Annotated in this window: 21 protein-coding genes; 13 read left to right on the top strand and 8 right to left on the bottom strand. The window is 47.1% G+C overall.

Annotation, left to right across the window (positions count from 1 at the left end; genetic code table 11):
- Positions 1–138 precede the first annotated feature (138 nt).
- Positions 139–1,149, top strand: coding sequence for an alpha/beta fold hydrolase (locus ACJJI0_RS08745; RefSeq protein ID WP_444885551.1), 1,011 nt, complete (start codon positions 139–141; stop codon positions 1,147–1,149).
- A gap of 70 nt (positions 1,150–1,219) precedes the next feature.
- On the opposite strand, the gene ACJJI0_RS08740 is transcribed toward ACJJI0_RS08745, so the two are convergent.
- The 5 genes from ACJJI0_RS08740 to ACJJI0_RS08720 all read right to left on the bottom strand — a co-directional run bounded on the left by ACJJI0_RS08740 (position 1,220) and on the right by ACJJI0_RS08720 (position 8,730).
- Positions 1,220–2,119 carry an alpha/beta hydrolase gene (locus ACJJI0_RS08740; RefSeq protein ID WP_444885550.1) on the bottom strand — a complete coding sequence of 300 codons (900 nt, stop codon included), beginning with the start codon at positions 2,117–2,119 and terminating at the stop codon, positions 1,220–1,222.
- Between the two features lie 231 nt (positions 2,120–2,350).
- A complete protein-coding gene (locus ACJJI0_RS08735; RefSeq protein WP_444885549.1) occupies positions 2,351–3,271 on the bottom strand; it encodes an ROK family protein in 921 nt (306 codons plus the stop codon).
- A gap of 205 nt (positions 3,272–3,476) precedes the next feature.
- Complete coding sequence (locus ACJJI0_RS08730) at positions 3,477–5,981, bottom strand: TonB-dependent siderophore receptor (protein ID WP_444885548.1); 2,505 nt, start codon at positions 5,979–5,981, stop codon at positions 3,477–3,479.
- Positions 5,982–6,430: 449 nt separating this feature from the next.
- Complete coding sequence (locus ACJJI0_RS08725) at positions 6,431–7,414, bottom strand: glycoside hydrolase family protein (RefSeq protein ID WP_444885547.1); 984 nt, start codon at positions 7,412–7,414, stop codon at positions 6,431–6,433.
- Between the two features lie 95 nt (positions 7,415–7,509).
- A complete protein-coding gene (locus tag ACJJI0_RS08720; RefSeq protein ID WP_444885546.1) occupies positions 7,510–8,730 on the bottom strand; it encodes an ROK family transcriptional regulator in 1,221 nt (406 codons plus the stop codon).
- Between the two features lie 263 nt (positions 8,731–8,993).
- Here ACJJI0_RS08720 and ACJJI0_RS08715 point away from each other — a divergent pair, with 263 nt between their 5' ends.
- Complete coding sequence (locus ACJJI0_RS08715; protein ID WP_444885545.1) at positions 8,994–10,580, top strand: sodium:solute symporter; 1,587 nt, start codon at positions 8,994–8,996, stop codon at positions 10,578–10,580.
- A gap of 208 nt (positions 10,581–10,788) precedes the next feature.
- Positions 10,789–11,982: a hypothetical protein gene (locus tag ACJJI0_RS08710; protein ID WP_444885544.1), complete on the top strand. Its 1,194-nt coding sequence runs from the start codon at positions 10,789–10,791 to the stop codon at positions 11,980–11,982.
- 170 nt (positions 11,983–12,152) lie between these two features.
- On the opposite strand, the gene ACJJI0_RS08705 is transcribed toward ACJJI0_RS08710, so the two are convergent.
- From ACJJI0_RS08705 to ACJJI0_RS08695, 3 genes are all read right to left on the bottom strand, one after another.
- Positions 12,153–12,482 carry a hypothetical protein gene (locus ACJJI0_RS08705; RefSeq protein WP_444885543.1) on the bottom strand — a complete coding sequence of 110 codons (330 nt, stop codon included), beginning with the start codon at positions 12,480–12,482 and terminating at the stop codon, positions 12,153–12,155.
- 189 nt (positions 12,483–12,671) lie between these two features.
- Entirely contained in the window at positions 12,672–12,965 is a 294-nt protein-coding gene (locus ACJJI0_RS08700) for a hypothetical protein (RefSeq protein WP_444885542.1), read from the bottom strand.
- 14 nt (positions 12,966–12,979) lie between these two features.
- The gene (locus tag ACJJI0_RS08695) at positions 12,980–14,566 is read right to left on the bottom strand and encodes a VCBS domain-containing protein (protein WP_444885541.1); all 1,587 of its coding nucleotides are present in this window, start codon (positions 14,564–14,566) and stop codon (positions 12,980–12,982) included.
- 488 nt (positions 14,567–15,054) lie between these two features.
- On the opposite strand from ACJJI0_RS08695, the gene ACJJI0_RS08690 reads away from it, so the two are divergent.
- From ACJJI0_RS08690 to ACJJI0_RS08645, 10 genes are all read left to right on the top strand, one after another.
- Positions 15,055–16,233, top strand: a complete 1,179-nt coding sequence (locus ACJJI0_RS08690; RefSeq protein ID WP_444885540.1) for a TonB-dependent receptor — start codon at positions 15,055–15,057, stop codon at positions 16,231–16,233.
- 11 nt (positions 16,234–16,244) lie between these two features.
- Positions 16,245–17,264 carry a sensor histidine kinase gene (locus tag ACJJI0_RS08685; protein ID WP_444885539.1) on the top strand — a complete coding sequence of 340 codons (1,020 nt, stop codon included), beginning with the start codon at positions 16,245–16,247 and terminating at the stop codon, positions 17,262–17,264.
- Positions 17,252–18,013, top strand: a complete 762-nt coding sequence (locus ACJJI0_RS08680) for a LytR/AlgR family response regulator transcription factor (RefSeq protein WP_444885538.1) — start codon at positions 17,252–17,254, stop codon at positions 18,011–18,013. Before ACJJI0_RS08685 ends, ACJJI0_RS08680 begins: the two co-directional genes overlap by 13 nt.
- 122 nt (positions 18,014–18,135) lie before the next feature.
- Positions 18,136–19,197, top strand: a complete 1,062-nt coding sequence (locus ACJJI0_RS08675) for an Ldh family oxidoreductase (protein WP_444885537.1) — start codon at positions 18,136–18,138, stop codon at positions 19,195–19,197.
- A gap of 348 nt (positions 19,198–19,545) precedes the next feature.
- Positions 19,546–19,899, top strand: a complete 354-nt coding sequence (locus tag ACJJI0_RS08670) for a glutaredoxin family protein (RefSeq protein WP_444885536.1) — start codon at positions 19,546–19,548, stop codon at positions 19,897–19,899.
- A gap of 12 nt (positions 19,900–19,911) precedes the next feature.
- Entirely contained in the window at positions 19,912–21,240 is a 1,329-nt protein-coding gene (locus ACJJI0_RS08665) for a gluzincin family metallopeptidase (RefSeq protein WP_444885535.1), read from the top strand.
- A gap of 335 nt (positions 21,241–21,575) precedes the next feature.
- The gene (locus ACJJI0_RS08660) at positions 21,576–22,184 is read left to right on the top strand and encodes a hypothetical protein (RefSeq protein WP_444885534.1); all 609 of its coding nucleotides are present in this window, start codon (positions 21,576–21,578) and stop codon (positions 22,182–22,184) included.
- Between the two features lie 23 nt (positions 22,185–22,207).
- Positions 22,208–22,891 (top strand): ABC transporter ATP-binding protein, encoded by a 684-nt coding sequence (locus ACJJI0_RS08655; protein ID WP_444885533.1) that lies wholly within the window; start codon positions 22,208–22,210, stop codon positions 22,889–22,891.
- On the top strand, positions 22,879–24,093 hold the full coding sequence (locus ACJJI0_RS08650; protein WP_444885532.1) for an ABC transporter permease: 1,215 nt from the start codon (positions 22,879–22,881) through the stop codon (positions 24,091–24,093). The genes ACJJI0_RS08655 and ACJJI0_RS08650 overlap by 13 nt, the downstream gene beginning before the upstream one ends.
- The gene (locus ACJJI0_RS08645; RefSeq protein ID WP_444885531.1) at positions 24,086–24,898 is read left to right on the top strand and encodes an outer membrane lipoprotein-sorting protein; all 813 of its coding nucleotides are present in this window, start codon (positions 24,086–24,088) and stop codon (positions 24,896–24,898) included. The genes ACJJI0_RS08650 and ACJJI0_RS08645 overlap by 8 nt, the downstream gene beginning before the upstream one ends.
- The last annotated feature ends 18 nt before the right edge of the window (positions 24,899–24,916 follow it).

The following is a 24,916-nucleotide window of genomic DNA, read 5'->3' as shown; positions in this document are numbered from 1 at the left end:
TCACCTCAAAGTTGATGTTTTGTATGGTTTTTTATAATAAAAATTCTTTGAAGTCAGAGCATCGTATTGTTGTCTTATATCTTGTTAGTTGGGCACTGAAAATCCTAAGCTCTTTTATAACTTTATTTTGGTGAAGATATGTTAAATTTGAAGTGGTTGAATGTTTTCCTTGTAAGGACTTCTCTTGCTTTATTTGCCGGGCACACCTTTGCGGGAGAGGTCGTTTATAAAGGAGTAGTGGATAGTGATGGTGCAAAGCTGCATCTAGAGGTGTCAGGTCGTGACCTATCTAAACCATTAATCCTATTTCTACATGGCGGCCCGGGAGATGTGGAGTTGGGGTTGGTTCCATTTCAGGTAACTGTTGGGCGGGCGCTCGAAGAAAGGTATTTAGTGGCTTATCTTCATCAAAGAGGGGCAGGCAAGTCTCTTGAGGTGAGCGAAGACACATTAACGATAAAGAACAATATTCAAGATGTGCACAATGTGATTTCTTTTTTAAAAGCGCACTATAAGAAAGATAAGGTTACCTTAGTTGGTCACTCTTGGGGTGGGGGGCTTGCAGCTCTCTATGCGAGTGAGCATCCTGAGACATTGGAGAGGTTGGTGTTTATCTCTTCCTTCCAGGATGCGCAGAAGCAGGCAGAAACCAGCTTAGAAGTAACTCTGAAATGGGCGGAAAGGGAAGGCAACCAATTAGCCATACAGGAGTTACAAAAATATCAAGACTCTCCCTCTGAGCATTATTTGCTGCTATCCAAGTGGGCGAGTCGAGCGAATGGTGGTGTCGCGAACGGAGTTGATATTCGAGGTTTTTTAGCCGCTGAAAAAATTGATGAAGAGTTCCCTGGGTGGCAGGAGCGGCGTGGAAGCCTGGCTGACAAGATGAACGATGAGCTTCAGGCGATGAGCGTTAATGGAGGTATCGATCATTTACAGATACCAGCGCTATTCGTTGTCGGTGAGAATGATTCCATTACCACGCCTTTACAGGTAAAGGCAGATTATAAAAGGTATAAAGGGAGTAAATGTTTCTCAGTACTAAAAGATAGCCATCACTTGCCTTTTATGGACGCAGCAGAAAGTCTGGAGAAGACTATGTTAGTCTTTTTAGAGGCCGAGGAGTGTATTAGTGGCGCGTATGAGTAATGGATAGCAAGCCAGGCGAGTAGTGTCAGGGCCCTGTAGCGTTTCTCTGCTCTAGGGCCGGCAGGTTCGATTAAAACGAATACTTTCGTGGTAGCACTTTGCTTTTAAAAACCTGTTCTATCCCTTTATCGTAACCTGGATTAACTACGGTATCGTGGTTTTCACCCTTGATGACTCGCTTGCGCAGAGTCAAATTTTCATAATTTCGGGACTTGAGTCGCTGGGCTAGGTCCCTAAAATCTTGAACGCCGCAAACCTCTCCTTCTTCTAAGCAGATTTCCTCCCCACCAATAAACATATACACGCTTTTCGGTAAGTCAGTCTGGCGTTCGGCATAAGCGAGTTCACTTTCTAGAATTTGCTTATCCGCCCACCAGATGCTGGGGCTGCCGATCACATAGCGGTCGAAGTTATCGGTGTGATTGAAGAGGGCGTGCAGGGCTAAGAGCCCGCCGAGGGAGTGGCCAGCCAGTGTTTCGTCACTTTCATCTCCCTTGAAAGAATTATTGATAAAAGGCTTGAGCTCGTTCTCCAAAAACGCCAGAAATTGGTTGGCGCCACCACCCAGAGTATTCCCCCTAATCTCTCCAGGTACTGGAGTAAAATCTGTTAAACGTAAGGTGAAGTTAGAACTGTCCAGGGGGTGTGAGATGCCCACCAAAATCACTGGTGGTAGTTTGGTATTGCCTTGCTCATCGGGTACCTGTTCGTGGATCAGGTTCGGTGCCACCATAGGGAAATTCATATACCCGTCGGTCATATATATGACCGGATACCGGGTATTGTCTTCCGGGTTAAAGGAGAGCGGCAGTAGCACATCAATTACAAATCCACGCCCCAGTAAGTCGGAATGAAAGTTGTAAGAGAGAATGCCCTGGCGGGTAAATGTTGTGGGTTCAGCGGTGCCGGCTTGCACAAACTGAGTGGCCAAAACCATTAAGCCTATAAACAATATTTTAATTATTTTCATCTTTATCCCTTAATGAGCCACGCTTAAGTGTGCTCAGCCGCGTCAGTGGGCGGTCAAGACTGACAAGCCTATCAGATCGGATACGAGACTAGCTACCTTGCGCTGTGCCAACAGTCGCAAAGATGAGTATATAAGTTGGAAAGGGAGTTGTGGGGCGCAGTTTGGCGGGTGGAGTGGCGCCAGGAATATTCCCCTGGCGCTTCCACATCCTGTGAGGGAGGATTTGGTTATCTAATAGTTGGAGCAAAGTGCCTGGGCCATACGCAGAGAGCCCACCTCTCCGGAGCGGCCGGCGAGTTTTGGTGGGACTATAAATGAGCGGATGTTGCCTTGGGATACCTGGGGGAAATAACCACCTGCCAGGTCGAGAAACTTGTGGCGAATGCGTGGGAACAGGTGTGTTTGTTCCATAACGCCGCCACCGAGAATAATTCGTTCCGGTGAGTAGCAGCTGGTCAGGTTTATACACATGGTGGCTAGGTATTCCGCCTGTAGATCCCAGGCTGGATGGTCACTGTCCATACTCTGGCCGCGCAGGCCCCAGCGGTCTTCAATAGCGGGGCCGCAGGCAAGGCCTTCCAGACAATTGCCATGGAATGGGCAGTGGCCTGGGTAGGGGTCTCTTCGTCGATCCTGTGGCATCAACATATGGCCGATTTCCGGGTGCATGGCGCCGTTGACCAGTTTGCTATCTACCATTACCCCGGCGCCGATACCGGTGCCGATGGTGACGTAGACAAAATTCTTTACACCTACAGCGGCGCCGCACAGGTGTTCTCCCAGCGCTGCGCCATTGACATCAGTGTCGAAAGCTACGGGAATAGAGAGAGCCCCCTGTAACTGACCGGCCAGGTTGGTATTGGACCATCCATTTTTAGGGGTGTTAGTGATAAACCCGTACTGGCTCGATTGCGGGTTCAAATCTACCGGACCGAAACTTGCGACACCCAGTGTGGAAATAGGGCCATGGCGTTGGGCGCCGGCCTGGAAAAATTCAATGACCTGACCGAGGGTTTCTTCCGGTGTGGTGGTTGGGAAGCTAGCCCTCTCCCAGACATCATCGGGATTTGCGGCAATTGCACAATTAAATTTTGTGCCGCCGGCTTCTATGCCTCCAAGCAAGGTATTTACTGCGTTGCCTTGCACTTCCATCCTAATTTGCTCCACTGGCTGGGTATTCTATTTAAAGAAATATTTGGTCGGTTTATTTTAACAGGCTACTCCACTGGAGGAGTGACTGCAGTAAGTTTCTCGTCAAAGAAAAAGTCCGGGTGCCAACGGGGAGGCTGGACACCCGGTGTTTGCAAGCGGCCCTAAGCGGGCTGCAAACGACTTACTGGAGTAGGGAGGACAACGATCAAAAAGCGTAATTGAAGCTGACACTGGTGGAGCGGCCGCTGATGGCCCTGCCGCGAACAATATCTCCAGCTTCTGCGTAAGACTCTTCAACCTCAGTTACAACAAATTCATCAGTAAGGTTGTTTACATTAAAGGAGACGGTGAGATCCTCAGTAACATAATAAGAGCCGAACAGATTTACCAACACATAACCATCTTGTTTCAGCTGGTTGGAATCTGAAACGTAGTATTCAGTGGAGCCCTGCAGGCTGGCGCCGAAGGTTAGGCTGTCACCAAAATTATACTGAGGGGTAATGGTGTAAATAATATCTGCCTGACGGCGGGGAGTATTGCCGACTACCGATGGGTTATTCGCATCTTTGCTGATTTCGGCATCCGTCCAGGTCAGGTTGCCGTTAACCGAGAAATCGCCATAAATATAGGAGCCTTCCAGCTCTATACCTTGTGCATCATACTCGCGTACGAAAGTTAGGCCGCTGGTGATTTCCGCATTGGTTTCTTCGGTGATGGTATTGAAATAGGTGGCAAAAATATCAAAATCACCAGCGCTAAACTTGTAACCGATCTCCAGCTGGTCAACAGAATCAAAGCCATCGGTGGTGTTGCTGAGGCTGCCATCACTATTTAAAGCGCCGCTAATTTGCAGCAGGCGATCGGCAATTGCGCGGCCACCTTCACTGTAACGAGCAAAAACCGCCATGCTGTCATTGATTGCATAGTTGCCGCCAAGGGAGAAGGAGGTGTTATCTGCATCATAGTCGACTAGCTGAGTATTACCGCTAGCCAGAGTGATAATGCCACCGGTAAAACCAAAGGCATCTGATGCGCTCGCATCTTCCACATCGCTGATAATGCCATCTCCGTTGATATCGTAATCGGTATCGCCACCACAGCAACTGGAAACCAGAGAGCCCTTTGCATTGACCATATCGTGGCGTGCACTGACGTCGAAGGTGAAGTCCCCAACATCGAAAGACACGTTCATATAAGGAGCGTAGGTCTCGTATTCCAGATCCCAGGCATAGGACAGGAAGCTTGCCGACCAGAGGCCATCATCGACTAGTAGGTCCCCGTTGGCATTCGCTGTGATGGTTAGATTCTGGGAGTCACTGCCATCTACGCTTTGGATTAGGGCATTCCAACTATTCCAGCTGGTCTTGATATTTTGCTTGGAGTAATAAAAGCCTGCGGAAACAACAATATTGTCATTAATGAGTTTATCGACTTTGAAATCGTTGACGATCAACCCCAGGTCATGGATTTCTGTATCGAACAATAAGTTCAGATAGGCTAATTCATCGACCTCTCCGCCATTGGCGTAGGTCACAGTGGTTCCTGCACTACAGTCCACTGCAGAACCCTCTCCGCTAACGGCATTGGCACAGATCAGGTCTGCCATACTTTGTGCGGATTGTGGGCCGTAATTGCCAAAGGTGTCAGTAAATGGAGAGATAAAGCTACCGCTTATATCAGAAATTCTGAACTTGTCAGTAATGGTCCAGCCATTCTCAAATTCAAATTGACTCTCAAATCCATAGGCTTCTACCAGGGATTCAATACCGTCGCTGAGATCCCGACTTACCGGGTTGCCATAGGCATCGAAAGTGGAGATATTGCGGTAATTGTCGGAGTGCAGGGTCTGGCTGCTGGCATCGAAGTTGGCTACAGTACCGAACTCTCCATTGCCTTTATAAGTTACCGGGCCGGGTAGGTAAGTGGTCACCCGATTGTCAAGGTGTTTGTAGTAAAGGCGCACATAACCGTTGTCAAAATCTTTGGTGAGATTGGCCTTTAATTGGCCACCGGAATCGCCATCAAAGCCGGTTTCACGAACACCTTCCCCCTCGCGCAGGAAGCCGCCTACATAAAACCGCAGGGTATCGCTGAGGTGGTGCCCGTAGCCGAAGTTCAGGCGGGTTTCATCGTAATCTGCACCAAAAGAGAGGCCTATATTCCCGCCTTCTTCTTCTCCAGTCTTGCTGATCATATTGATCACACCGCCGGGGGAGTTGCTGGCAAAGGTGGAAGCGGAGCCGCCGCGTACACTTTCAATTCGAGATAGGGAAGAATCAGCTCGAATAAAGTTGTCGGTATTGCCGAAATTGATATCGCCGTATTCGAGTACTGGCAGCCCATCCTCGTGGATCTGCATGTACTTGGAGCCACCAGTGGCAAGCGGAATTCCCCTGACCGTGATATTGGCATTGCCACCGCCACCAGAAGATTCCGCGCGTATACCTGGTAGGCTGCGAAAAACTTCTGCGGTTGAGCGGGGGGCGTAGTTAGACAATTCTTCGGTATCTAGGGCGCTGACGGAAATGCTGGATTCCATTTTCGTTACGGGGCGTGCCGTAGCGGTAATGATGACTTCCTCAATCTCCAGCTGCTCTTGGGCGGTTACCGCAGTGCTAACACTGGATGCCACCGCTATCGCCAAGGCGATTGAACTTGGTTTAAAACCTCTGACCCATTTGCAATCGGCTTGAAAGTCTTCTGCCTTCACGACGCTCTCCTCAATCATCACTTATGGTTATTAGTTTTTGCTGGCGGCCCATTTAGGTTGGGCTCTTCTTTTTTCTTGATTCGCATGGCGGGATGGCCATTTTTTATTTATTAAACCACTGTGATTTAATGTGGGCAATAGAATTTTTCGGAAAATTTACTTGTTGATTTTAAGAGCTTAACTAAATCAATCAGTGAGAGTTACTCTTCAGTGGAGGGAGCCCGGGTACTGCTTGGGTGCTGAAGAAAATTTGCTTGGATTGTGGGGGGTGGGGCAAAGGGAAGGGTTTTTACTGGGATCTTGGGGATAAATATCTAAAGAAACTGTAATCAGTGGGAAGTTTTCAGCTATTGATTGCTTACAGGTTAGGTGAAGTCTTCGGCCCTGGTGGATATTTGGCAGGCGGCACGGCACCGGTACTTTCGCAAGATGCCGTTGGCCATCTATCGTTACTCTGCCAATGTGAGTTGCCCAGCCGCAAGGAGTTTGATCTTCTTGGGATCGCAAATCCCGCCGATAAAATTGCCTTGTGCATCGTTGCGGTTAAAGGCGAGCAGATACCAGTGTTGGTCTGGCCCCTGTATCACCCGACCGGAATATAGGCTGCCCTGCTCGTCAGCACTGAGGAATCCATCACCAATAACGGTGTATGGCCCATTTAGGGCATCGGAGACAAAATACTTGGTGCCGGTAAGTGGTTTTCCGCTCATAGACTGGCGGTGGGCTTGGCTGTGAAACTGAGTGGAGACAGAGCAGAAGAGATAGTAGCGGCCCTGGATTTTTTCAATCTGCGGGACTTCCATTTCTCCATACCAGCCCGGTGCCAGTATGGGCTCTCCAACTTTCCAGTGCAGGAGGTCGGTGGAGCTGGCATAACCCACTGCGCCGCGCCCGTCGGGACTGCCTTGATTACAACGGGCAGTGACATACATATGATAAAGGGCTTGATCGGGATCTTTGACAATCCAAGGGTCGCGCCAGGAGGCATCATGCCAGTATTCCAGGTTTAGACCGTCATAAAACTTGGGGTCTAACTCCACCAGAGGATTTTCCGGACATTTTTGCCAGTTTAAAAGATCTTTGGAGGTAGCCAGGCAGACCCGCTGAATAAGCCCTTTTTCTGTGTGTTTGGTACCCGTGTAAAACATGTACCAGGTGTCGCCCTCTTTATGTACGCAGCCGGTCCAGGTTGTGTAGGAGTCTGCAGCCTCATCGATGTCACCCTCTTGATATTGGGAGGGTTTTATCGCGTCTTGCGTTGGGGCCCAATGAATCAGGTCGGTGGAAATGGCGTGACCGATCGAGACATGCCAATGGCGTAGCTCTGGATCGCCGAGGGATTTATCCGCTTGTAGATAAAACATATGGTATTGATCGCCATCAACGGCGAACCAAAAATCCCAAACCCATTTGTCTTTTAGGTTAAATGCCATCTCGCTGGTCACCTCACTGTTATGATTATGTAAAACGAACCAATACGGTTTTAATGTCTAATTAGTTGAGCCTTGATTTTCCGCTATATTTCAGGTTAAACCGGAACCCGCTCAGGAACTCCACCCTTCAATAGCACGGTCTTATCTGGTGCAAAATTGGAGTAAAAGGGCAGGATGGCACCGCCAATCGCGATGGCATCAATACCGATCTTACCGCTCATTATCTGGGGCTTGAAAACTCCGGACGGGGCTGCTTGCTGCATTCGTCTGGAGATGATTTCCACCAGCTCCTCCAGCAGGAATCGCGGGAGGTGCGCATCGATAACAACGGCCTCAAGGTCCAGTACGCTGACTGCGGAGAGAATGGCGTAAACCAGTGCATCAGCGCAGTCGTCCAGCCATTCCTGTATGAGAGGGCGGGCCTGATCCATCACCGACAATAAATCAGCAGAGTCATTGATATTAATTTGGTTGGCGCGCAGGTGTCGGCGCAAGCCAAATAGTGAGGCTCGATTAAGTAAGGTCTCGAAGGCCCCTTCGGGTTCTGGGGTGCTACTGAGCTTGGAGGCAGGGACTGGCATGGTGGCCAGGTTGCCTGAGTTGCCATGTACACCAGTCTCCAGGCTGCTATTAAGCACCAGGCCGCCGCCGATAAAAGTGCCAACGAAGATATAAAGAAAATCGGAAACTTCAGTGCCTTTACCGAATTGCAGCTCGGCGACTGCTGCAGCAGAGCAGTCATTTTCAAAGAAGACGGGTAGGTGGGTGCCTTTGGAAACCTCTTCTGCGAAGTTAATTTCTCGCCATTCGTTCGCCAGGGTATCGCTCATTTCCAATTCTTTTGTCCAGGCACCGATAAACCAGGGCATGGCGATACCAACGCCGACGAGCTTGGATTGGTCTTTTTTGACTAATTCTGCACTTAAATTTTCGATACCCGATTCTATATTTCTGAGAAGAAAGTCGGGCTCAGGGCATTCAAATTCCTGGCATATTTTCTTCAAAATATTGCCGCCAAAATCCATTAACAATAATTCAACATTACGCCGCCCGACTTTAATGCCTATGGAGTAAGCACCGGTGGGGTTGATGGTGTACATGATGGAGGGCTGGCCTTTGCCGCCAAGCCTGCGCCCCTCACGCATAACCATGCCAGTACTCTCCAATTCATCCACGATGCGTGTAACGGCCTGGGGGGTGAGGTTGGTGAGGCGCGCCAGGTCAGACTTGGACGCAGTACCTGCTTTCCGCAGCGCGGTTAGCAAAACCCGTTCGTTATAGCGACGCAGGCCGCTGGAATTACTTCCCTTACCCATCTCTGTGCCCCTTTTGTAGAAAACGCGTATCCGAGAGTTTGGTCTGAGACTATTTGTGACAAATACGTCCATATAGGATTTTATTGCGTTTGCCTAGCGTAAGCAATGAAAGTGAGATAAACGGTTGTTTCCTTAATCTATTGATTTTAAAGGTTTTATTTATATTTTGGTGGTTTGCTTTACTTAATTAAACCACTGTGATTTAATTTTTTGCAAGTTCCGCAAACCATAAAAATACGCAACTAGCGGTGAACGAGGAAGTTATGTCGGTCGATTTTGGTCTCCACCCCATCGATGCGATCATTTTGGTCGTCTATTTCGTTTTCACAATTGGCCTGGGGCTCTATCTCAGTCGTCGCCACGACACCGCTGAAGACTACTTCCTTGCTGGGCGAAAGATGGTTTGGCCGCTGATAGGGCTTTCCCTGTTCGCTTCGAATATCTCCAGCACGACCCTGATTGGTTTGGCTGGCGATGCTTATAGTACCGGCATTGCGGTCTTCAACTATGAGTGGATGGCTGCTGTCATCCTGGTGTTTTTCGCGATTTTTTATCTGCCGACAATACTTCGCTCCCGTATCTACACCATGCCCGAGATGCTGGAGCGGCGCTTTAATCGCACCGCCAGGACTTACTTTTCCGGTCTGACAATTTTCCTGAATATCGTGGTAGATACCGCCGGCAGCCTCTATGCCGGAGGCTTAGTGATGAAGCTGATTTTTCCTGAAATGCCGATGTCAGTGACCATTTCGATTTTGGCGGTGATCGCAGGTATTTACACGATTGCCGGCGGTTTGGCCGCGGTAATTTACACCGATACTATCCAGGCTCTATTGCTAATTTTTGGTTCAATTCTGATCAGTATTTTCGCTCTGGATCGCGCTGGTGGCTGGGAGAATGTGGTTTCCCAGGTATCCCCCCATCAATTGAGTTTGATCCGTCCAATCGGAGATTCCAGTGTGCCTTGGCTGGGGCTGGTCACTGGAGTGGCCCTACTGGGTTTCTATTTCTGGTGTACCAACCAATTCATGGTACAGCGGGTGCTGAGCGCCAAAGATATTAACCATGGGCGCTGGGGAGCGTTGTTTGCCGGTCTTCTGAAATTGCCGGTGCTGTTTATTATGGTCCTGCCCGGCACTATGGCGATTGTCCTGTTCCCCGAGCTGGAACGGGCAGACATGGTTTATCCAACCTTACTATTTGAATTGTTACCTGTGGGCATTTTGGGATTGGTCTTGGCTGGTTTTGTTGCAGCCCTTATGTCTCAGATTGACTCCACGCTGAACTCTGCATCTACATTGGTGACGATGGATTTCGTGCGACAGCGTTTTCCCTCTTTGAACCAGCATCAGCTGATGCGCGTGGGGCAACTGGTCACCTTCATTTTTATGGTTCTGGCTGTGCTGTGGGCGCCGCAGATAGAGAATTTTGGTTCTCTGTTCCAATATCTGCAAAAAGTACTTTCCTATGCCGTACCCCCTGTTTTGGCTCTATTCCTAATTGGCTTTTTTTGGCAGGGAGCGACCTCCAAGGGTGCAATGACCACTTTGGTTTTGGGCACTGCCGGAGGAGTAACTCTATTCCTCGCTAATGAGGTGCTGGGTTGGACTAATTTACATTTCCTTTATATAGCGCCAATCCTCTTTGTTTTCTGCTCCATGGTGTTGGTGGCTTCCAGCTTGATAAGCCCGGCAAAGATTAGTGAGGAAGCCAGGCAGTTTGTTTGGTCTCGCAAAGACTTTGATGCGGAAACCGAGGCGCTGCGCAGTGAGCCCCTATGGCGCAATTATCGTGTACTTTCAGTATTACTGCTGATTACTACTGCCCTGGTGGTGGGCAGTTTCTGGTGATTGTTGAGTTTGTGTTCCAATGAATATAACCGATAAAAGCTATTCACTGATTTAAAAGAATCTCACACAGGATGGAACCCCTTAATAAGCAATTAAAGGAGGTGCGAAAAGAGAAAATACTCAGGTGGTAGAGGTAATGAGGTAACTAACAATGACGGACTGATAGCACAATTAATAAAAGGGTAATGCCATGAGGTATATCTTTACAGTGGTGATCGGGTTTTTTCTTTCTGCCCCAGTTTTAGCAGCTACCAATATATTGGATCTCTATTTTAATACCGCAGATAAAGGCGGAACCTTACGATATGATGAAATATTCTCCTATGGTAAGAGTGGTAATGGCAGTGACTTTGACATGTGTGATAGCTATTCCACTAAGCGTGTGCCGGGAGATAAAATAGCTGCTATTACCAGTTATAGCGGGGATGAACGCATCAAAGGCTTGAAGCTTGAATATCTATACGCTGATGATGACGAGGTGGGTAAAACGACTGGTTCAGGATTCCGCAAACTCCTCGGAGATATGGAATACATCCAGGGTTGGCGTTTTTATAAGAAACGCGATGGCAATATTTCTCGTATCCGTGTTTACTTAAAAGATATGTCAAATAACTCTACTAGAGAGATAACTTTTGGCAGTAATAATGGTTGGCATAAGTGGCAAGAGTATCAGCTAAGTATTGGTACCCGTTCAGTTGTGGGTTTTGCTGGTACCGCAGGAGATAGCAAGATTTGGAGTATTTACCCTTGTGTGGCTGACCGTTTTGATCTGGTTGAGAGTGGGGTTGAAATACACTGGGATCAAATTGTGGAAACCCCTGAGAATACAAAAACCTTCTTTGGTGAAAGATTGTTAGAGAATTTTTCTAGCGTAACTCAGAGTGATAGTACCGAAGTTTGGTATACGGATGGCAAGAGCGAAACTGATACTTGGACCAATACACTCGGCATCTCGGTGACTGCCGGCGTGAGCTTGACTGAGGGTTACAAGGTTGGAGTTCCGGGTACCGTTGAAAATAGTGGCTCGATCACGTTCAATTTTTCTGAAACTTTTTCAGCCTCAACTACGGTTGGAGAAACTTCGACGGTTAGTAATCAGAGAACCGTTAAGGAAGCGATGCCCGCGAGTGTACCCGCTTATAGCCTACTGGTGGCACGTATGATGGTAGAAAATAGCGAGGTTGAAATCCCTTATACCACTACTGTGACTAATCCCCATAACGGTGACGAATTCAATTTCACTGGTGTGATCAAAGGATCAAGTTATTCTAAATCTCGTAAACGCTGGGATGTGGTGGGTAAAGCTTTCCCAGACCGCTATGAAGTGTATGAAAGTTATTCTTGGGTTGTAGAGTATTATGGCCTGGAAAATGTCACGATAATCTCTGATCCCGTGATTTAAGTGCCGTAGGTTTATAATTAAGGTCAGAGTGGCCTGTATAAGATCCGCATAAATGTTAGGCGGGTCTTATACATTAAATTTGGTGAAATACTTTTTTAAGAGTTGAGTGGATACATCCATGTATCCTTCCTGATAAAATATTGTTATTCCAAACATCGCTTGATGGCGCTTCAGTCCCTGATTATGACGGAATACAAGCGGATTCTATCTTCATAGCATCCATAGTAACTCAGATTTACTGGGGTCTTTGACATAAAAGCAGACAATAAAAAAGAGACTTTGGTGTCATAGATTTGAGATTCATCATTCACTAGTACAAATGTCCTAGTGTCAGAGCATGCCACTTCAGCACTGGTATTTTCAAATCCTTTTAATCGAACGTCTACTCCTTGGCTGTGAACTTTGAGATAGTCAATGCGCGCCTGTTCAGTCCAGGCGGCACTTGCTGAAAGTGATTGAAATAGAGCGATACCCAGAACGATTGATACAACTGTTTTCATCCGTTACTCCCTGGCATGTGTATCGCCAACAAAAGGGGTTGGCAAATTCCTAGACATAACCAGTGAAATAATAGCAAAAACAGGGCGGCTTATTGCGTTGTGCTATCCGGTGGGTTTTTACGTCGCCAGGGCTATTTTGATGAAGTATATGCCCTGGCGTAGATTTATGAGCGGCTGGATATTACGTGCTTATTCTTCGTAAATGATTCTCTCGGTTTCCTTGATATGAAGCCGACGACGCTCTTGTTTTTCTCCTCGTATTCTGACTCGTTCACCAGATCTCATGCCCTTTTTTTTGATCTCCTTGGCATCTATAAAATAATACTGCCCTGTGTTTTCATCTTTGATGGAAAAGCGATGATCAATTTTTCCTGTTTTAAAATTTTCTGAAACCTCTTCTTCCAGTACTCCCGTTATAGTTTCCTGACCAGAGGCGGTGGGAATTAACAGTAAGGTCGAAATTATTGTGAGTAAGTATCTCATTGCTATTTCTCTCTTTAATTTGTATAGCTTACTGAAATGGTGGCAGTATTCATTTCATCACTTCTGGATTTAAACTCTATGGTGACTCCAGCAGCCGAATCTGTGAAGCTGCTGCCGGGCTCTTCAAGAGTGGCCACTTGGTTGGCGGTGTCATCTTTCAGATAATGCACAGTTACGGCCTTATCTTGCTGTGAACGAGGGTTTAGGATGGGGTGGGAAATATGATATTCCACGAAATAGTGATTTTCTCGATTGCTGCTACCGTTACTCTCCACTTTTATTATCTGTGGCATTGTTTTATTTAATTCGCCGGCGGTAAGTTCGATAGCCTGAATTTGAACCTCTGAAGCATTCCCCATACTTTTAGAAACAGATTTGGAATAGCCAGGGAAGCTGTTGTACCAACCCATAAAGTCCCTATGAGCGCTGCCAAATAAGCGTGACTGCCAGCTATTGCCCATGAAGGCTGCGGCAGCGCCATATTCGCTTTCCCCTCGGTCGCTAGTATCCCCATCGTTGTTGTTATCATTGCCTGCATGGCCTAAACCAATGTTATGACCCAGTTCATGCCCCATAATTAGTTGATCGCTATCTGCAGTAACGATACTCCAGCGGCCATTGACCGCCGCGACCCCTGTACCAACTAACCCGGCATTGTAAGCGGCGGTTGGGAATATAAATACTTGATGGCGCCATGCGTTGAGGTCTACTGGGCGATTATTGGCATCGACAAAATTGCTTTCTACCCAGCGGCTTGCGTTATCTCTCCAAGTATAACCTCCATCGGAATATTGCCCATCCTGAGAGCTTGTGGCACGGTTCTGAGCATTTTGAACACTTAAAATCCCTCCGTTTTGATTGTCGGGGATGCTGTATATAAAGCAGTCAATAGAGCTTTCTTCTTTATTGTCCTCACCATAGCAATATTGTGCTAGAGAATTATTGCTGCTGAGATGGCGCTGGAACTTTAGCTGGCCCAGTGAGTTTTCTTTGTAAGTGTTATCGAGGGAGTCGGTAGCGTTGAATGTCATATCCGCAAGCTGGGAGATGCTGACATCATCCGTTACGGCGGCATCGGAAAAATTCACCAATATAAAAACGATACTATTTTGGGTGGCTTCAATCGTTTGGATCGCAAAAGATATGTTTAGCTGATCTCCGTTACTGAGAGAAAAAACGATAGTATCTTCTACCGAGGCGCCGCTGTTTAAATCGTTGGCATTGTTGTTCAGTTGGTATTCCCAATTGCCGCTGTCATATAGTTTGAAGTCACCATACTTTCCGGCATAAGTCCCAGACTGAAAGGTGGGGCTGGTACTATCGGTATCCTCTAATTGCAGTGTACCCTGTGCATATTCACTAGTTCCTACCACTAATGTACTTAGCGGAGTGCTAGGATTGAATCTGTAGTCGCCAGTATCGGTGTTGCCCCCATCATTATCATTGTTGTTATCGGCATCTGTGCCGGTGTTAGATCCGCCATTTGTTTCATTATTAGGCTGATTATTATCAGAATTATTACTGCCTCCAGAGCCTCCACTACAAGCGGCCAGAATTACGGTTAATGTGAGAGCGCTAAACGTTTTAAGTGGACCAGGCATTGTTCCCCCAATTTATCTCTATAAGGTCATAGCCGGTGTTTAATGAGTTAAAAGATGGACTCCTATCAACTGGTACGGTTCCACCAATTGTGATTTAAAGAGTATTTTTTATTGATTTCGTCGCGGGAAGCTAAAAATTTTCACTTCTTATGTGCCTGTTTTGTGGTTTGGTGAGCACAGGAGGGTTCCAAGAGGAACACTTCTGATAGCCTGAAGTGAGAGACCTTTTGCACTGGGTGACAGAGCGTTTAGATATAGAGCGTTATGGCCCACCGATCACTTTGGTTGCTGTTCAGAATTGATGATGGTGGCCTCACTACTGATCTGTGAATTGGCCAGCTTTATTCGTCACTCGCTGGCCTGCACTAGCCGCTATCCACCATTTATCCCTACCATCTACGGCCTGTCCATCATGGAGACCACTCATCACTTGGACTGGAGACAACAACTCGTGTTGCTAAATTGCTTCTATCAAGTTGGAGGTGATGATGAAAAGGAATACTTTTTGGCTGCTGTTGATGTTGTCTTTGGTGGGTGAGCTCAATGCTCAGTCACTTACTCAGCAGTGGGAGTTGGCAATGGCTGTTAGCGCTAAGAATCAATCGAAAAGTGCCATCTTCGATTCTGGGTCAGGTTATGAGCGCCAAGCTAAATTACAAGGTGCGCTGCAGGTATCGGACTGGGAAGGACAGGTTTCCATGCTGCATGAAGCAGGTAGTGGCGCTGGTGAGGAATCAGAACTTGTTGTGGAAGAGTTATTTTGGCAGGGGGATAGGTTCGGGTGGGACCTGCTTGCAGGTAAGCGTCGCCTGGATTTTGGTGTTAGCTACGCTCACAGACCTTTGGATCTATTCCTGCCTATGGAGCGCAACCCGGTATCTCTGCGGGCTGATGAGGGAGTTGCCGTCGTATCAGCCAGCCGCTTCACAGAAAGTGGAGAGCTGAGCCTGATGTTGGTAGATGCTAATGCTAGTCAACTTATTAATGAAGAGCTTCCGAGAGGTTTGGCTGCACGTTGGTACCAGCTGAAAGGTGTGAGTGAATGGCAACTACTCGGTTATCTGGATGATCAGCGTGGCTTGAATATCGGCGCCAGCTGGGTTGCGACCTATGGGGAGTCATGGGAATTACATAGCGAAGGCCGTTACCAACAGCGTTATCGTCAATGGCTAAAGCCCGGTTCTCCAGGAGCTGGCACTTTACCCCGAGAGGGAGAACAGAGCGATGGCTGGCAGGCTCTGTTGGGCATGACCTGGACCCATACCGCAGGGCATACGATCATCGCTGAATACTGGTTTGATAGCAGGGCGTGGCATACTCGCGATTGGCAAAGGCTTGCAGACAATGCCAGCTGGTACAGTGAACAGGGGGAAGGATGGGATGCTACCAGATATGCTTCTGCTGCAGCTTTTTTAAGTGAAGCACGCAATCGCCATAACCTGATGATGCACTGGAGCTTATCTAATCACAATTACAATCCCAAATTGGATATTTTATATTCCCCTGGCGATAGAGGCATGGTTTTGACTGCTGGTATTAACCATGAAATGAAGGGCGATTGGACTCTGGGTGCATCAGTAAGGTATTTTGGCGGCGCTACAAAATCGTATTTTACACAATTGCCTAATGAAACCCTTGTTACTTTGACTGCGAACATGAAGATATAAAAGGAATCATGGTGAAGTTGCTCAGTGAATATTTACGTATATTGATTCTTTGTATTGTTGTGGCCCTAATCACTAAACAAGTGTGGGGAGGGAGTTACTCTCTCAACTTTGGTATTTCTCTAACCTATGGCTTTGTTGCTTTTTCTACGCGCAAGCTTATGCTCCACCTAAAACCGAACTGGCCACATGTACTCAAGTATGCAGTAACCATTTCGGCAACGACGGTGCTGGGTTCTATTAATGTTTGGTGGTGGGTCTCTGGCTTTGGAGTTTTTCCTGCGGTTAATGCCCTGATTTACTCACTAATTCTGGCTATCTTTTTGACGACTTTACTCTACCAGTTTTATCTTAATCGTGAACAGTCCCACAAGCTGGAGACTGAGCGCAAGGAAGCAGAGTTACTACAGGCCCAGCAACAAAAAACTCTGGTGCAAAGCCAGCTGAAAGTATTACAAAGTCAAATAGAACCTCACTTTCTGTTTAATACACTGGCCAATCTTAAGATGCTGATTAGGCACGACCCACAGAAGGCAGAGCTATTACTGGACAATTTTAGCGATCTCTTGCGCTTTAGTTTGAATAAATCGCGTTCTGACTATGTGTCCTTGAAAGATGAACTTCGCAGTCTTGAAAGCTATTTGGCTATTCAGCAAATCCGACTGGGTGAGCGCTTGCAGTATAGGGTCGAACTGGCAGAAACCGTTAACCCTTCAACGGAAGTTCCGCCCCTATTAATACAGCCATTGGTGGAAAATGCCATTTTCCATGGTATTGAACCTTCACAGAAAGGAGGGTTGGTCTGTCTCAGGGTGGCTACGAAAGCTAGTCAGTGGATCATAGAAGTGGAGGACAGTGGAATTGGTTTGCAGGCTGCAACCAATAAGTCAACGTCAAACAAGCACAATGGTTTGGCTTTAAATAATATCAAGGAGCGTCTTGCCACTCTATACCAGGAAAAAGGCAAGCTGCAGATAAGTAGTAATCAACTGGGCGGGGTTACCGCTAGATTGGAGTTTCCATGCGCGCAATAATTGCCGATGATGAACCCTTGTTGCGTCATCATCTGGATAAAATGTTGGCTGATGTTTATCCGGAACTTGTGGTAGTTGGTAAAGCAGCTGATGGTCAGGAGGCATTAACTCTTTGCCAGAAAGAACAGCCTGATGTCATTTTTCTCGATATCCGTATGCCGGGTTTGGACGGTATTGCGGTTGCTTCCGCGCTTAACAAGCTGGAAATCAAACCCGTAGTGGTCTTTATTACTGCCTATGATGAATATGCAGTAAATGCTTTTGAGCAGGAAGCCGTAGATTATTTGTTGAAGCCCATTGATGATGAGCGACTTCAGCTAGCTTGTGAACGTATCAAGAAGCGTCTGGAAAGTAGAGTGGAAGAGCAGGCGCAAGTGAGTCCGAATATTGCGGCTTTATTGCAGCAACTCAATGTCGGTAAGCCGGAATATCTACGCTGGATCAGGGCTAGTAAGGGAGAGGATGTACACCTAATCTCCTGTGATGAAATTTCGGCTTTTGTCGCTGAGGACAAGTACACCACTGTTTACTCAGACCAGGGCCAGCATATTATACGCACACCGCTTAAGGAATTGATGACGCAGTTGGAGCCTGATCTTTTTTGGCAGATACACCGATCAACGATTGTCTGTATTAAGCGAATCGATAAGATTAACCGAGGGCTGACGGGCTCAGCTACGGTAATTATGGATGATGGGCAAAAGTTTTCTGTGAGCCGTAGGGCCGCAGCAATGTTTAAATCTATGTGAATGTATTTTTTGTTTGTTACATAGAGAGAATAAATTTAAGGTGGTAAGGCGGATTAATTATAACCGGTTTACAGTAAGCGCCGGTTCTTAATTGTCCTAACTAAGAATGACATGGAGTCACGATGCAAGATTATTACTCTTCCACAGAATTAAGAAATTTTGCCAGTGCTTTATTCCAGCGTATGGGGCTCGCTAAGGACAGGGCCGACATAATCGCTAATGTATTCTTGCAGGCAGACTTGCTCGGTTTTACCACCCATGGCTTGCACCGGGTTGTGAGCAATTTAGAGTGGTTACAAAGTGGTGAGTCCAAGCTTAATGGTGAACCCAAAGTGTTGTCCGATAGGGGTAACTGTTTTAACTGGGATGCACAATTTTTACCTGGCCCCTGGGTGCTTAGCAAAGCCATTGAACAGGCATTGTCACGAGTATCTGAACAGGGTGTCGTTACCGCTACTATTCGCCGCAGCCAGCATATTGCCTGCCTAGCTGCCTATTTACCTCAGGTAATCGAAGCGGGTTATGTGGTGATTCTAACCTGTTCAACTCCGGGAGAAAATACTGTATCGCCTCAAGGGGGAATTGATCCATTGTTCTCTGCGAATCCCCTGGCATTTGCGGCTCCGGCCGGAGATTACCCTCTGTTGTTTGATGTGAGTATGTCTATCACAGCTGGTGCCTATGTGTCACGTGCAAAGCGAGAGGGTAGGAAAATGCCTTCAGCTTGCCTTAAAGATCATAATGGCAAGATTTCCGATGATCCCTCGGCGTTCAAAAATGGTGGCAGTATTTTACCGATTGGTGGTGCTGATCACGGTTACAAGGGGGCGGCACTAAGTGCAATGTTGGAGGTGTTGTCGATGGCACTTGGAGGCTATGGCCGTGGTGATGATTCAGCCAAGCGCGATAAAGAGGCCAACTCGGTTTTCTTACAGATAATTGATCCCCAGGCTTTTGGGGCAAAAGCAGACTTTCTTCGTCAAACCATTGCTTTAAGTAACCTCTGGGAGCAAAACCGCAGTGATAGCGATGAGCCTGTAAGAGTGCCTGGCCAGCGTGCTTGGGCGAATCGAACACGGCAATTGCGTGATGGTGTAGAGTTATATCCCTCTATTATCAAGGATCTTCAGCCCTGGGCTGAAAAATTACAGGTTCCCCTTCCCTCTGTATTAACTAAGAGCTAATTTTTACTGACAAATTCATTCTCTCAGGGTGATCACCTTAATTACAGCAAAAGCATCAGCTCAACACTACATTAAAGACGAAACCCTTGGTGCGCCTGATAGTGTGTCGGTGGGGACGTTAAGAGGATGTAATAAAAAAGAATGGCTCAAGGGCTGATATTTGTAAGGATGTTATGAGTGAGGATGGAAAGTTGAAGGTAAACATCTTGCATAACCACCCTAGTAAGCCTTATAGATAAAATACTGAACCACCTAAGTTGGTACATATTGCGGACCTCTCATTTGCTTTCTAGCTGTTGAGTTGCTAAGAGGTTATTTGCCTGATTCTTTGAGTTTTAGGGGCTTTGCATGAGGAATGTGTTGATTTTGGCTGTAGTTCTGTTGATTTTTCAAAAGTGGGATAAGATAGAGCTGTATTTCAATCCGCTTCCGGATTACGCCTCTCTGCGGCCGGGTAAGGTTATTCTTTACGCTACCGAATGGTGCGGCTACTGCCAGAAGTCACGTGAATTGCTGGGAGAGTACAATATACCATTTTATGAGTATGATATTGAGAAGTCCCAGGAGGGCAGGTCTCAGTATGATCGCCTAGGTGGTAAAGGTGTTCCTGTCTTGCTTATCAATGGAGAGGTAATTCACGGATATAATGCTAAAAAAATATTAAGTGCTTATTCAAACGCTCAGAGTACAAGCTTTTTGTGATTAAGGTTGAGAATGATAATAAAAAAATCGTTTCGTACAATAGCCCTTGCAATTACTATGGCTGTGGTATGTAGCTGTTTAGGATTCAGCTCTATAGCAGTTGCAAATACTATTAGCACCAAGCTGGAAAAGAAGGGAAATGGTAACTGGTTTGTTACCTTTGTGTCTGAAAAACCAATAAAGAAGCTCACCTTTAAAAGCTCTCCGGATAACTCAAGAAGCAAGCGTTGGGCTCTTACTTCTAACGGGTATCAGTTTGAGTTTGTTGATGAGGAAGAGAGTTTAGTGCGTGAGGACGGCAGTGCCTTTACAGAAGCTACTTTTCATCTTACCCCTACTTATACGGCCCTCCCCAAGGAATATGCCCCTTTCACCCCGTTTTCTGATGGAAGTTATCTATTGCATACGGGGAGATTTTTTGCCTGCGCAGATTCTTGTCAACCTAGCCTCAATAAGTGGTATTTGACGATTGTTGCTCCCGAGTCTGACAATATTATCTTGCATGGCAGGATCTATCAGGGGAGTATTGGGTGGACGGCTTTTGATGAAGGCAGCAAGGTCTATATTGGTCATGGAGAACCGATACAGAGTGATCACTTTGTTAGTGTGATCGATGAACTTCTACCAGAGAAGCTGCTACATCAGATGAGCACTCAGTTGCCTGAGTTGATGGATTTCTTTGCCGATAAAATGGGCGCACTTGGCTATAGGCCCGCATTGTTTGCTTCTTTTAGTTCTACAGACGATGGTCGACATGGTCATCAAGGCGGAACTCTACCAGGCCAGATATTTATGCATTGGTATGGTAAGAAGTCTGTTGTTGAGGCAATTGATGTCGATGAACTGTTTTGGCTATTTTCCCATGAAGTTGCTCACTTATATCAGAGAGAGGGCGCCGATGTTATAGATACAGTTGACTCCTGGCTTCATGAGGGAGCGGCTGATTATTTTGCCGGTTTGGCGTTCGAGAGTATCCTTTCTAAGGGTTATCTGTCGCAGAAGATAAAGCAAGCAGAGCAGAAATGCCTTGCCAGCCTGGAGGAAAATCCGGTTTACCTGGATGCTTCACGTAAGAATCCACGCATTCACTATAATTGCGGTCTTCTGATTATAAATGCGATAGATACATACCTAAAAGAGCAGGGCTCTATTTCCATTTATGAATTATGGAATCTCTATTCTTCTAAGATTTCAACTGAATCACCGGCCGGGGCGGACCAATTTCTGTTTGCAGCCAAGCCTTATCTACCGTCAGCAATGGTTAAAAATTTAGAAAAATTAAACACCCCTGGCTTCTCTGCTTTAAAATTTATTAGCAAGTTGATAGCTGACAATACCTAAGAATCAATTTTTCAATACTATGGCTTGCTTACAGATGGGTGAGTTTGGGCTTACCCTCTCAATATGTTGGGCCTAATATTTATGTATGTGTTCGAGCTGATTTGATAGGTCGCTTAGGAGCAATATCAATTAACTGGTTCTGCTGTACCACCTCCTAGGAAGTAACTTGCCAAAATAGTTTACGCCTCGCCATTTACCACTTATCTGTGGCTTCTAACTCCATTCAGCCCAAAGATTTCCCGTTTATCCCTCTCCTTCCCCTTTTGTCGCACGATCAAGACCACCTCCATAACCAGCGCTAATCTGCTCCCAACCTAAACGCAAGGAGAGAAATCATGAAGAAGATTATTGCAGCGGCACTGATTCAACTGGGTATGTCTACTTCCGCTTTTGCCGCAGTGGATGCGCAGTTAGAAGGGCTATATAACAAGGCTGCGCAGCAGGGTGGGGATGCCATTGAAGTTTCTTACGAGGCTTTCAAAATTGCCCAGCAGCAAGATCCCACAGACCCTGCAGCCCTATTCTACCTGGGTGCCAGTGAGACTCTGATGGCCAAGGAGAGTTGGTTGCCGTGGAAGAAGGTGAGCTATGCAGAAAATGGGATCGCTCGTATGGACAAAGCCCTATTGATGTTGGAGGAGCTTGAAAATCCTGGCCGCTCGGCTAGGGGGGTGCCCCGGGATTTGCTTTTTAAAGGGATTGCGGCCACCACTTTTACCAAGGTACCTGCTTTTTTCAATGCTTTTGATCGAGGATTTGAGCTCTATGGGGAGCTGATGAATGATCCGCGTCTGTCGCACATGCCGGTACAGGCAGTGAGTTGGATCTACTGTGGTGCCCTGGAGGCTGCGGATTTGGGTGAAAAGTCAGATCAGAAAAGTGAATGGCAGGCAAAGGTCAATACAAGAGGGGCTCTGGCACTTTGTAAGCTGGATATTGAGTAGTAATTGGGATTGGAGAAAGACCGATGTTGCAGCTGACACATATAGAAAAGACCTATACGACAGGTGAAATAAAGCACCAGGCTTTGCGAGATGTCAACCTGGCCATTCGCCCCGGTACTATGGTGGCCCTCTGTGGGCCCTCAGGCTCCGGTAAAAGTACCATGCTAAATATCTGTGGCTTATTGGATCAGGAATATTCCGGTGTGGTGCATTTTGCCGATGAATTAATGACCAGGGACTACCAGCAGGCAATGAAGATTCGTCGCACTCAGATGGGGTTTATTTTTCAGAAATTTAATTTGGTTCCGGTGATGAGTACCTTTGAAAATGTCGCCTACCCATTACAGCTCAATGGTGTGGATTCTGCAGAGGTAAAACAGCGGGTAATGCAGATGTTGGATTATGTGGGTTTGGCGGAGTTTGCCCGATATCGCCCCGACCGCCTCTCAGGCGGCCAGCAACAACGGGTGGCAATAGCTCGAGCACTGGTGCACAAGCCCAAATTGGTGATAGCTGATGAGCCCACCGCTAGTTTGGATAGTGTAACGGCTCAGCAGATTATTGAATTAATGAAACACCTTGGCAGGGAACAGAAAACGGCCTTTATTGTGGCCAGCCACGATGATCGTATGACTCAGCACTGTGACAGAGTGATCAATTTACAAGACGGTGTGATTTTGCAGGAGGAAGCCCCATGCGTCGCTTAAAACTGGCAGTTTTGAATTTATTACGCAACCGCCGCCGCAGCCTTTTGACCGTCGCAATTGTCGCTATTGTAGTGATGGCTCTGATGACTTCCGGGGGCTTTGGTCTATACACTTATAAATCCCTGAAAGAAGGCGCGGCGCGCAGTCAGGGGCATCTGGTGTTTACCCAGCCGGGATATTTCAATAGCGATGAAGAGTATCCATTACAAAATGGCTTGGAAAATGCCGATGAATTGAGAAAGCGCTTATTGATCGATAGCCGGGTTAAGGCGGTACAACCGCGTATCTATTTGAATGGCTTGATCTCGAATGGAGATAAGTCGACCATATTTTTGGGGCAGGGGATTTTGCCGAGCGAGTTTCGGGTAAAAGGGCCTTTCTTAAATATGACCGAAGGTGGCATTCTGAGTAAGAATGAAGATCCTACCGATCCGCAGATTATGCTGGCCAAGGATCTGGCCAGAAATCTGAATGTAAAAACAGGGGACTATATCACCCTGATGTCGACTACTGTAGATGGGGCTCTTAACGCACTGGATTTTAAAGTGCAGGGAATTTTTGGAACTGGTGTTCCTGACATGGATAAGCGTCAGGTGTATCTCTCGATAAATTCTGCCCAGTTTATTCTCGACAGTGAAAAAGTCAGCACCATGCACCTGTACGGCTATGAGCTGGAAGACACCGAAGTATTAAAGGCGCGTCTGGCTGAGCAGGCTCCCGAGTTGGAAATTACCACCTGGGAGGATCGCGCCTTCTTTTATCAAGGGGTGAAAAGTCTTTACGACCGAATTTTTGGTCTGATGGGCGTGATCATGGCGATGGTGATTTTTGTTTCTCTCTTCAACACCTTGGCGATGTCGGTTACAGAAAGAACCCGTGAGATCGGCACTCTTTCCGCATTGGGTACGTCCCGCGCCGAATTATTGCTGGGCTTTGTATTGGAGGCATTGGTGTTGTCCCTGGTAGGAGCGATCGTGGGCATCTTGCTGGCAGCTGCGGTGAGTATGGGGTTGATGGTGTTTGAAGTCACCATGCCGCCCCCTCCCGGTAAAACCGAGAGCTATCCCCTGGTGGTGTATTTCTCAATGAATCTTGCTTGGATGATCTCGTTAGCAGTAGCGGCAATCTGTGTTCTGTCTTCCTTTATGGCAGCGCGCAAAGGTGTAAACAAACCGATAACAGAGGCATTGGTACATGTATAAGTTAGCGAAACTAAAAATTGCTTGGAAAGTTTTGGGCAGCGCTCTGGTAATAGCAATGGCTCCAATGGCATTGGCCAATTCACTCAATACCAATAGTGGGGCCAGCAACGAGATTATCTACACCACGCAGCAAGTGGAGGGCATGCTTGCCAAAGCCGATTTTTACCGTCTGCAAGAAAATTCCGCGCGAGTAGTCACTGAGGTGCAGGTCTACAAAAATGGCGAGCTGGACAGTATGGATAATTACCATGTGTACACCCGCCCACAGCGCAAATCTCTAGTGGTATTCAAAGGCAAGGGAGAGGAGGGCACCAAAATGTTAATGCTGCAGGATAACTATTGGATGCTGATGCCGCGCAGCCGCCGCCCTATACGGATTACACCCATGCAAAAATTATTGGGGGGAGCATCGGTGGGGGATGTGGCCACACTTACCTGGAGTGAGGATTATCAGGGCGTTTATGCCGGGCAGGAGACATTACAGGATCAGCTGGTAAACCGTTTGAGCCTTACCGCTAAAACCAAAGGGGCCAGTTATCAGCGTATTAACTTGTGGGTGGATAGCAAAAGTAATTTTCCGGTAAAAGCCGAGCTTTACCTGAAATCCGGCAAGTTGGCTAAGATTGCGCACTTTACCTCAGGGCAAAGAGAGGGGCGGCAGGTAGTGGCGGAAATGCGGCTGCAGGATACGATCAATACTGGCACAGAGACACGGGTTATTTATGAGAGTGTCCAGGCCCATGATTTGCCGGAAAAGTATTACAACCCGGCTTACCTAAGTCGCCAGTCAACCGCTGAGCTTTAACGAACTTTGCAGCCGCTA

The sequence above is a fragment of the Microbulbifer mixtoriginis (SeqCode) genome (genome assembly GCF_052466695.1).
The sequence above is the reverse complement of the archived record's forward strand: the minus strand, read 5'-3'. Positions and strand labels throughout refer to the sequence as shown.

Bases quoted from the DNA above. Each gene is read 5' to 3' on its own strand.
- ACJJI0_RS08745 (WP_444885551.1), top strand. From the start codon at position 139: ATGTTAAATTTGAAGTGGTTGAATGTTTTCCTTGTAAGGACTTCTCTT.
- ACJJI0_RS08735 (WP_444885549.1), bottom strand. From the start codon at position 3,271: ATGGAAGTGCAAGGCAACGCAGTAAATACCTTGCTTGGAGGCATAGAA.
- ACJJI0_RS08725 (WP_444885547.1), bottom strand. From the start codon at position 7,414: ATGGCATTTAACCTAAAAGACAAATGGGTTTGGGATTTTTGGTTCGCC.
- ACJJI0_RS08680 (WP_444885538.1), top strand. From the start codon at position 17,252: ATGCGCGCAATAATTGCCGATGATGAACCCTTGTTGCGTCATCATCTG.
- ACJJI0_RS08675 (WP_444885537.1), top strand. From the start codon at position 18,136: ATGCAAGATTATTACTCTTCCACAGAATTAAGAAATTTTGCCAGTGCT.
- ACJJI0_RS08715 (WP_444885545.1), top strand. From the start codon at position 8,994: ATGTCGGTCGATTTTGGTCTCCACCCCATCGATGCGATCATTTTGGTC.
- ACJJI0_RS08690 (WP_444885540.1), top strand. From the start codon at position 15,055: ATGAAAAGGAATACTTTTTGGCTGCTGTTGATGTTGTCTTTGGTGGGT.
- ACJJI0_RS08700 (WP_444885542.1), bottom strand. From the start codon at position 12,965: ATGAGATACTTACTCACAATAATTTCGACCTTACTGTTAATTCCCACC.
- ACJJI0_RS08670 (WP_444885536.1), top strand. From the start codon at position 19,546: ATGAGGAATGTGTTGATTTTGGCTGTAGTTCTGTTGATTTTTCAAAAG.
- ACJJI0_RS08660 (WP_444885534.1), top strand. From the start codon at position 21,576: ATGAAGAAGATTATTGCAGCGGCACTGATTCAACTGGGTATGTCTACT.
- ACJJI0_RS08665 (WP_444885535.1), top strand. From the start codon at position 19,912: ATGATAATAAAAAAATCGTTTCGTACAATAGCCCTTGCAATTACTATG.
- ACJJI0_RS08740 (WP_444885550.1), bottom strand. From the start codon at position 2,119: ATGAAAATAATTAAAATATTGTTTATAGGCTTAATGGTTTTGGCCACT.
- ACJJI0_RS08645 (WP_444885531.1), top strand. From the start codon at position 24,086: ATGTATAAGTTAGCGAAACTAAAAATTGCTTGGAAAGTTTTGGGCAGC.
- ACJJI0_RS08655 (WP_444885533.1), top strand. From the start codon at position 22,208: ATGTTGCAGCTGACACATATAGAAAAGACCTATACGACAGGTGAAATA.
- ACJJI0_RS08720 (WP_444885546.1), bottom strand. From the start codon at position 8,730: ATGGGTAAGGGAAGTAATTCCAGCGGCCTGCGTCGCTATAACGAACGG.
- ACJJI0_RS08705 (WP_444885543.1), bottom strand. From the start codon at position 12,482: ATGAAAACAGTTGTATCAATCGTTCTGGGTATCGCTCTATTTCAATCA.
- ACJJI0_RS08650 (WP_444885532.1), top strand. From the start codon at position 22,879: ATGCGTCGCTTAAAACTGGCAGTTTTGAATTTATTACGCAACCGCCGC.
- ACJJI0_RS08695 (WP_444885541.1), bottom strand. From the start codon at position 14,566: ATGCCTGGTCCACTTAAAACGTTTAGCGCTCTCACATTAACCGTAATT.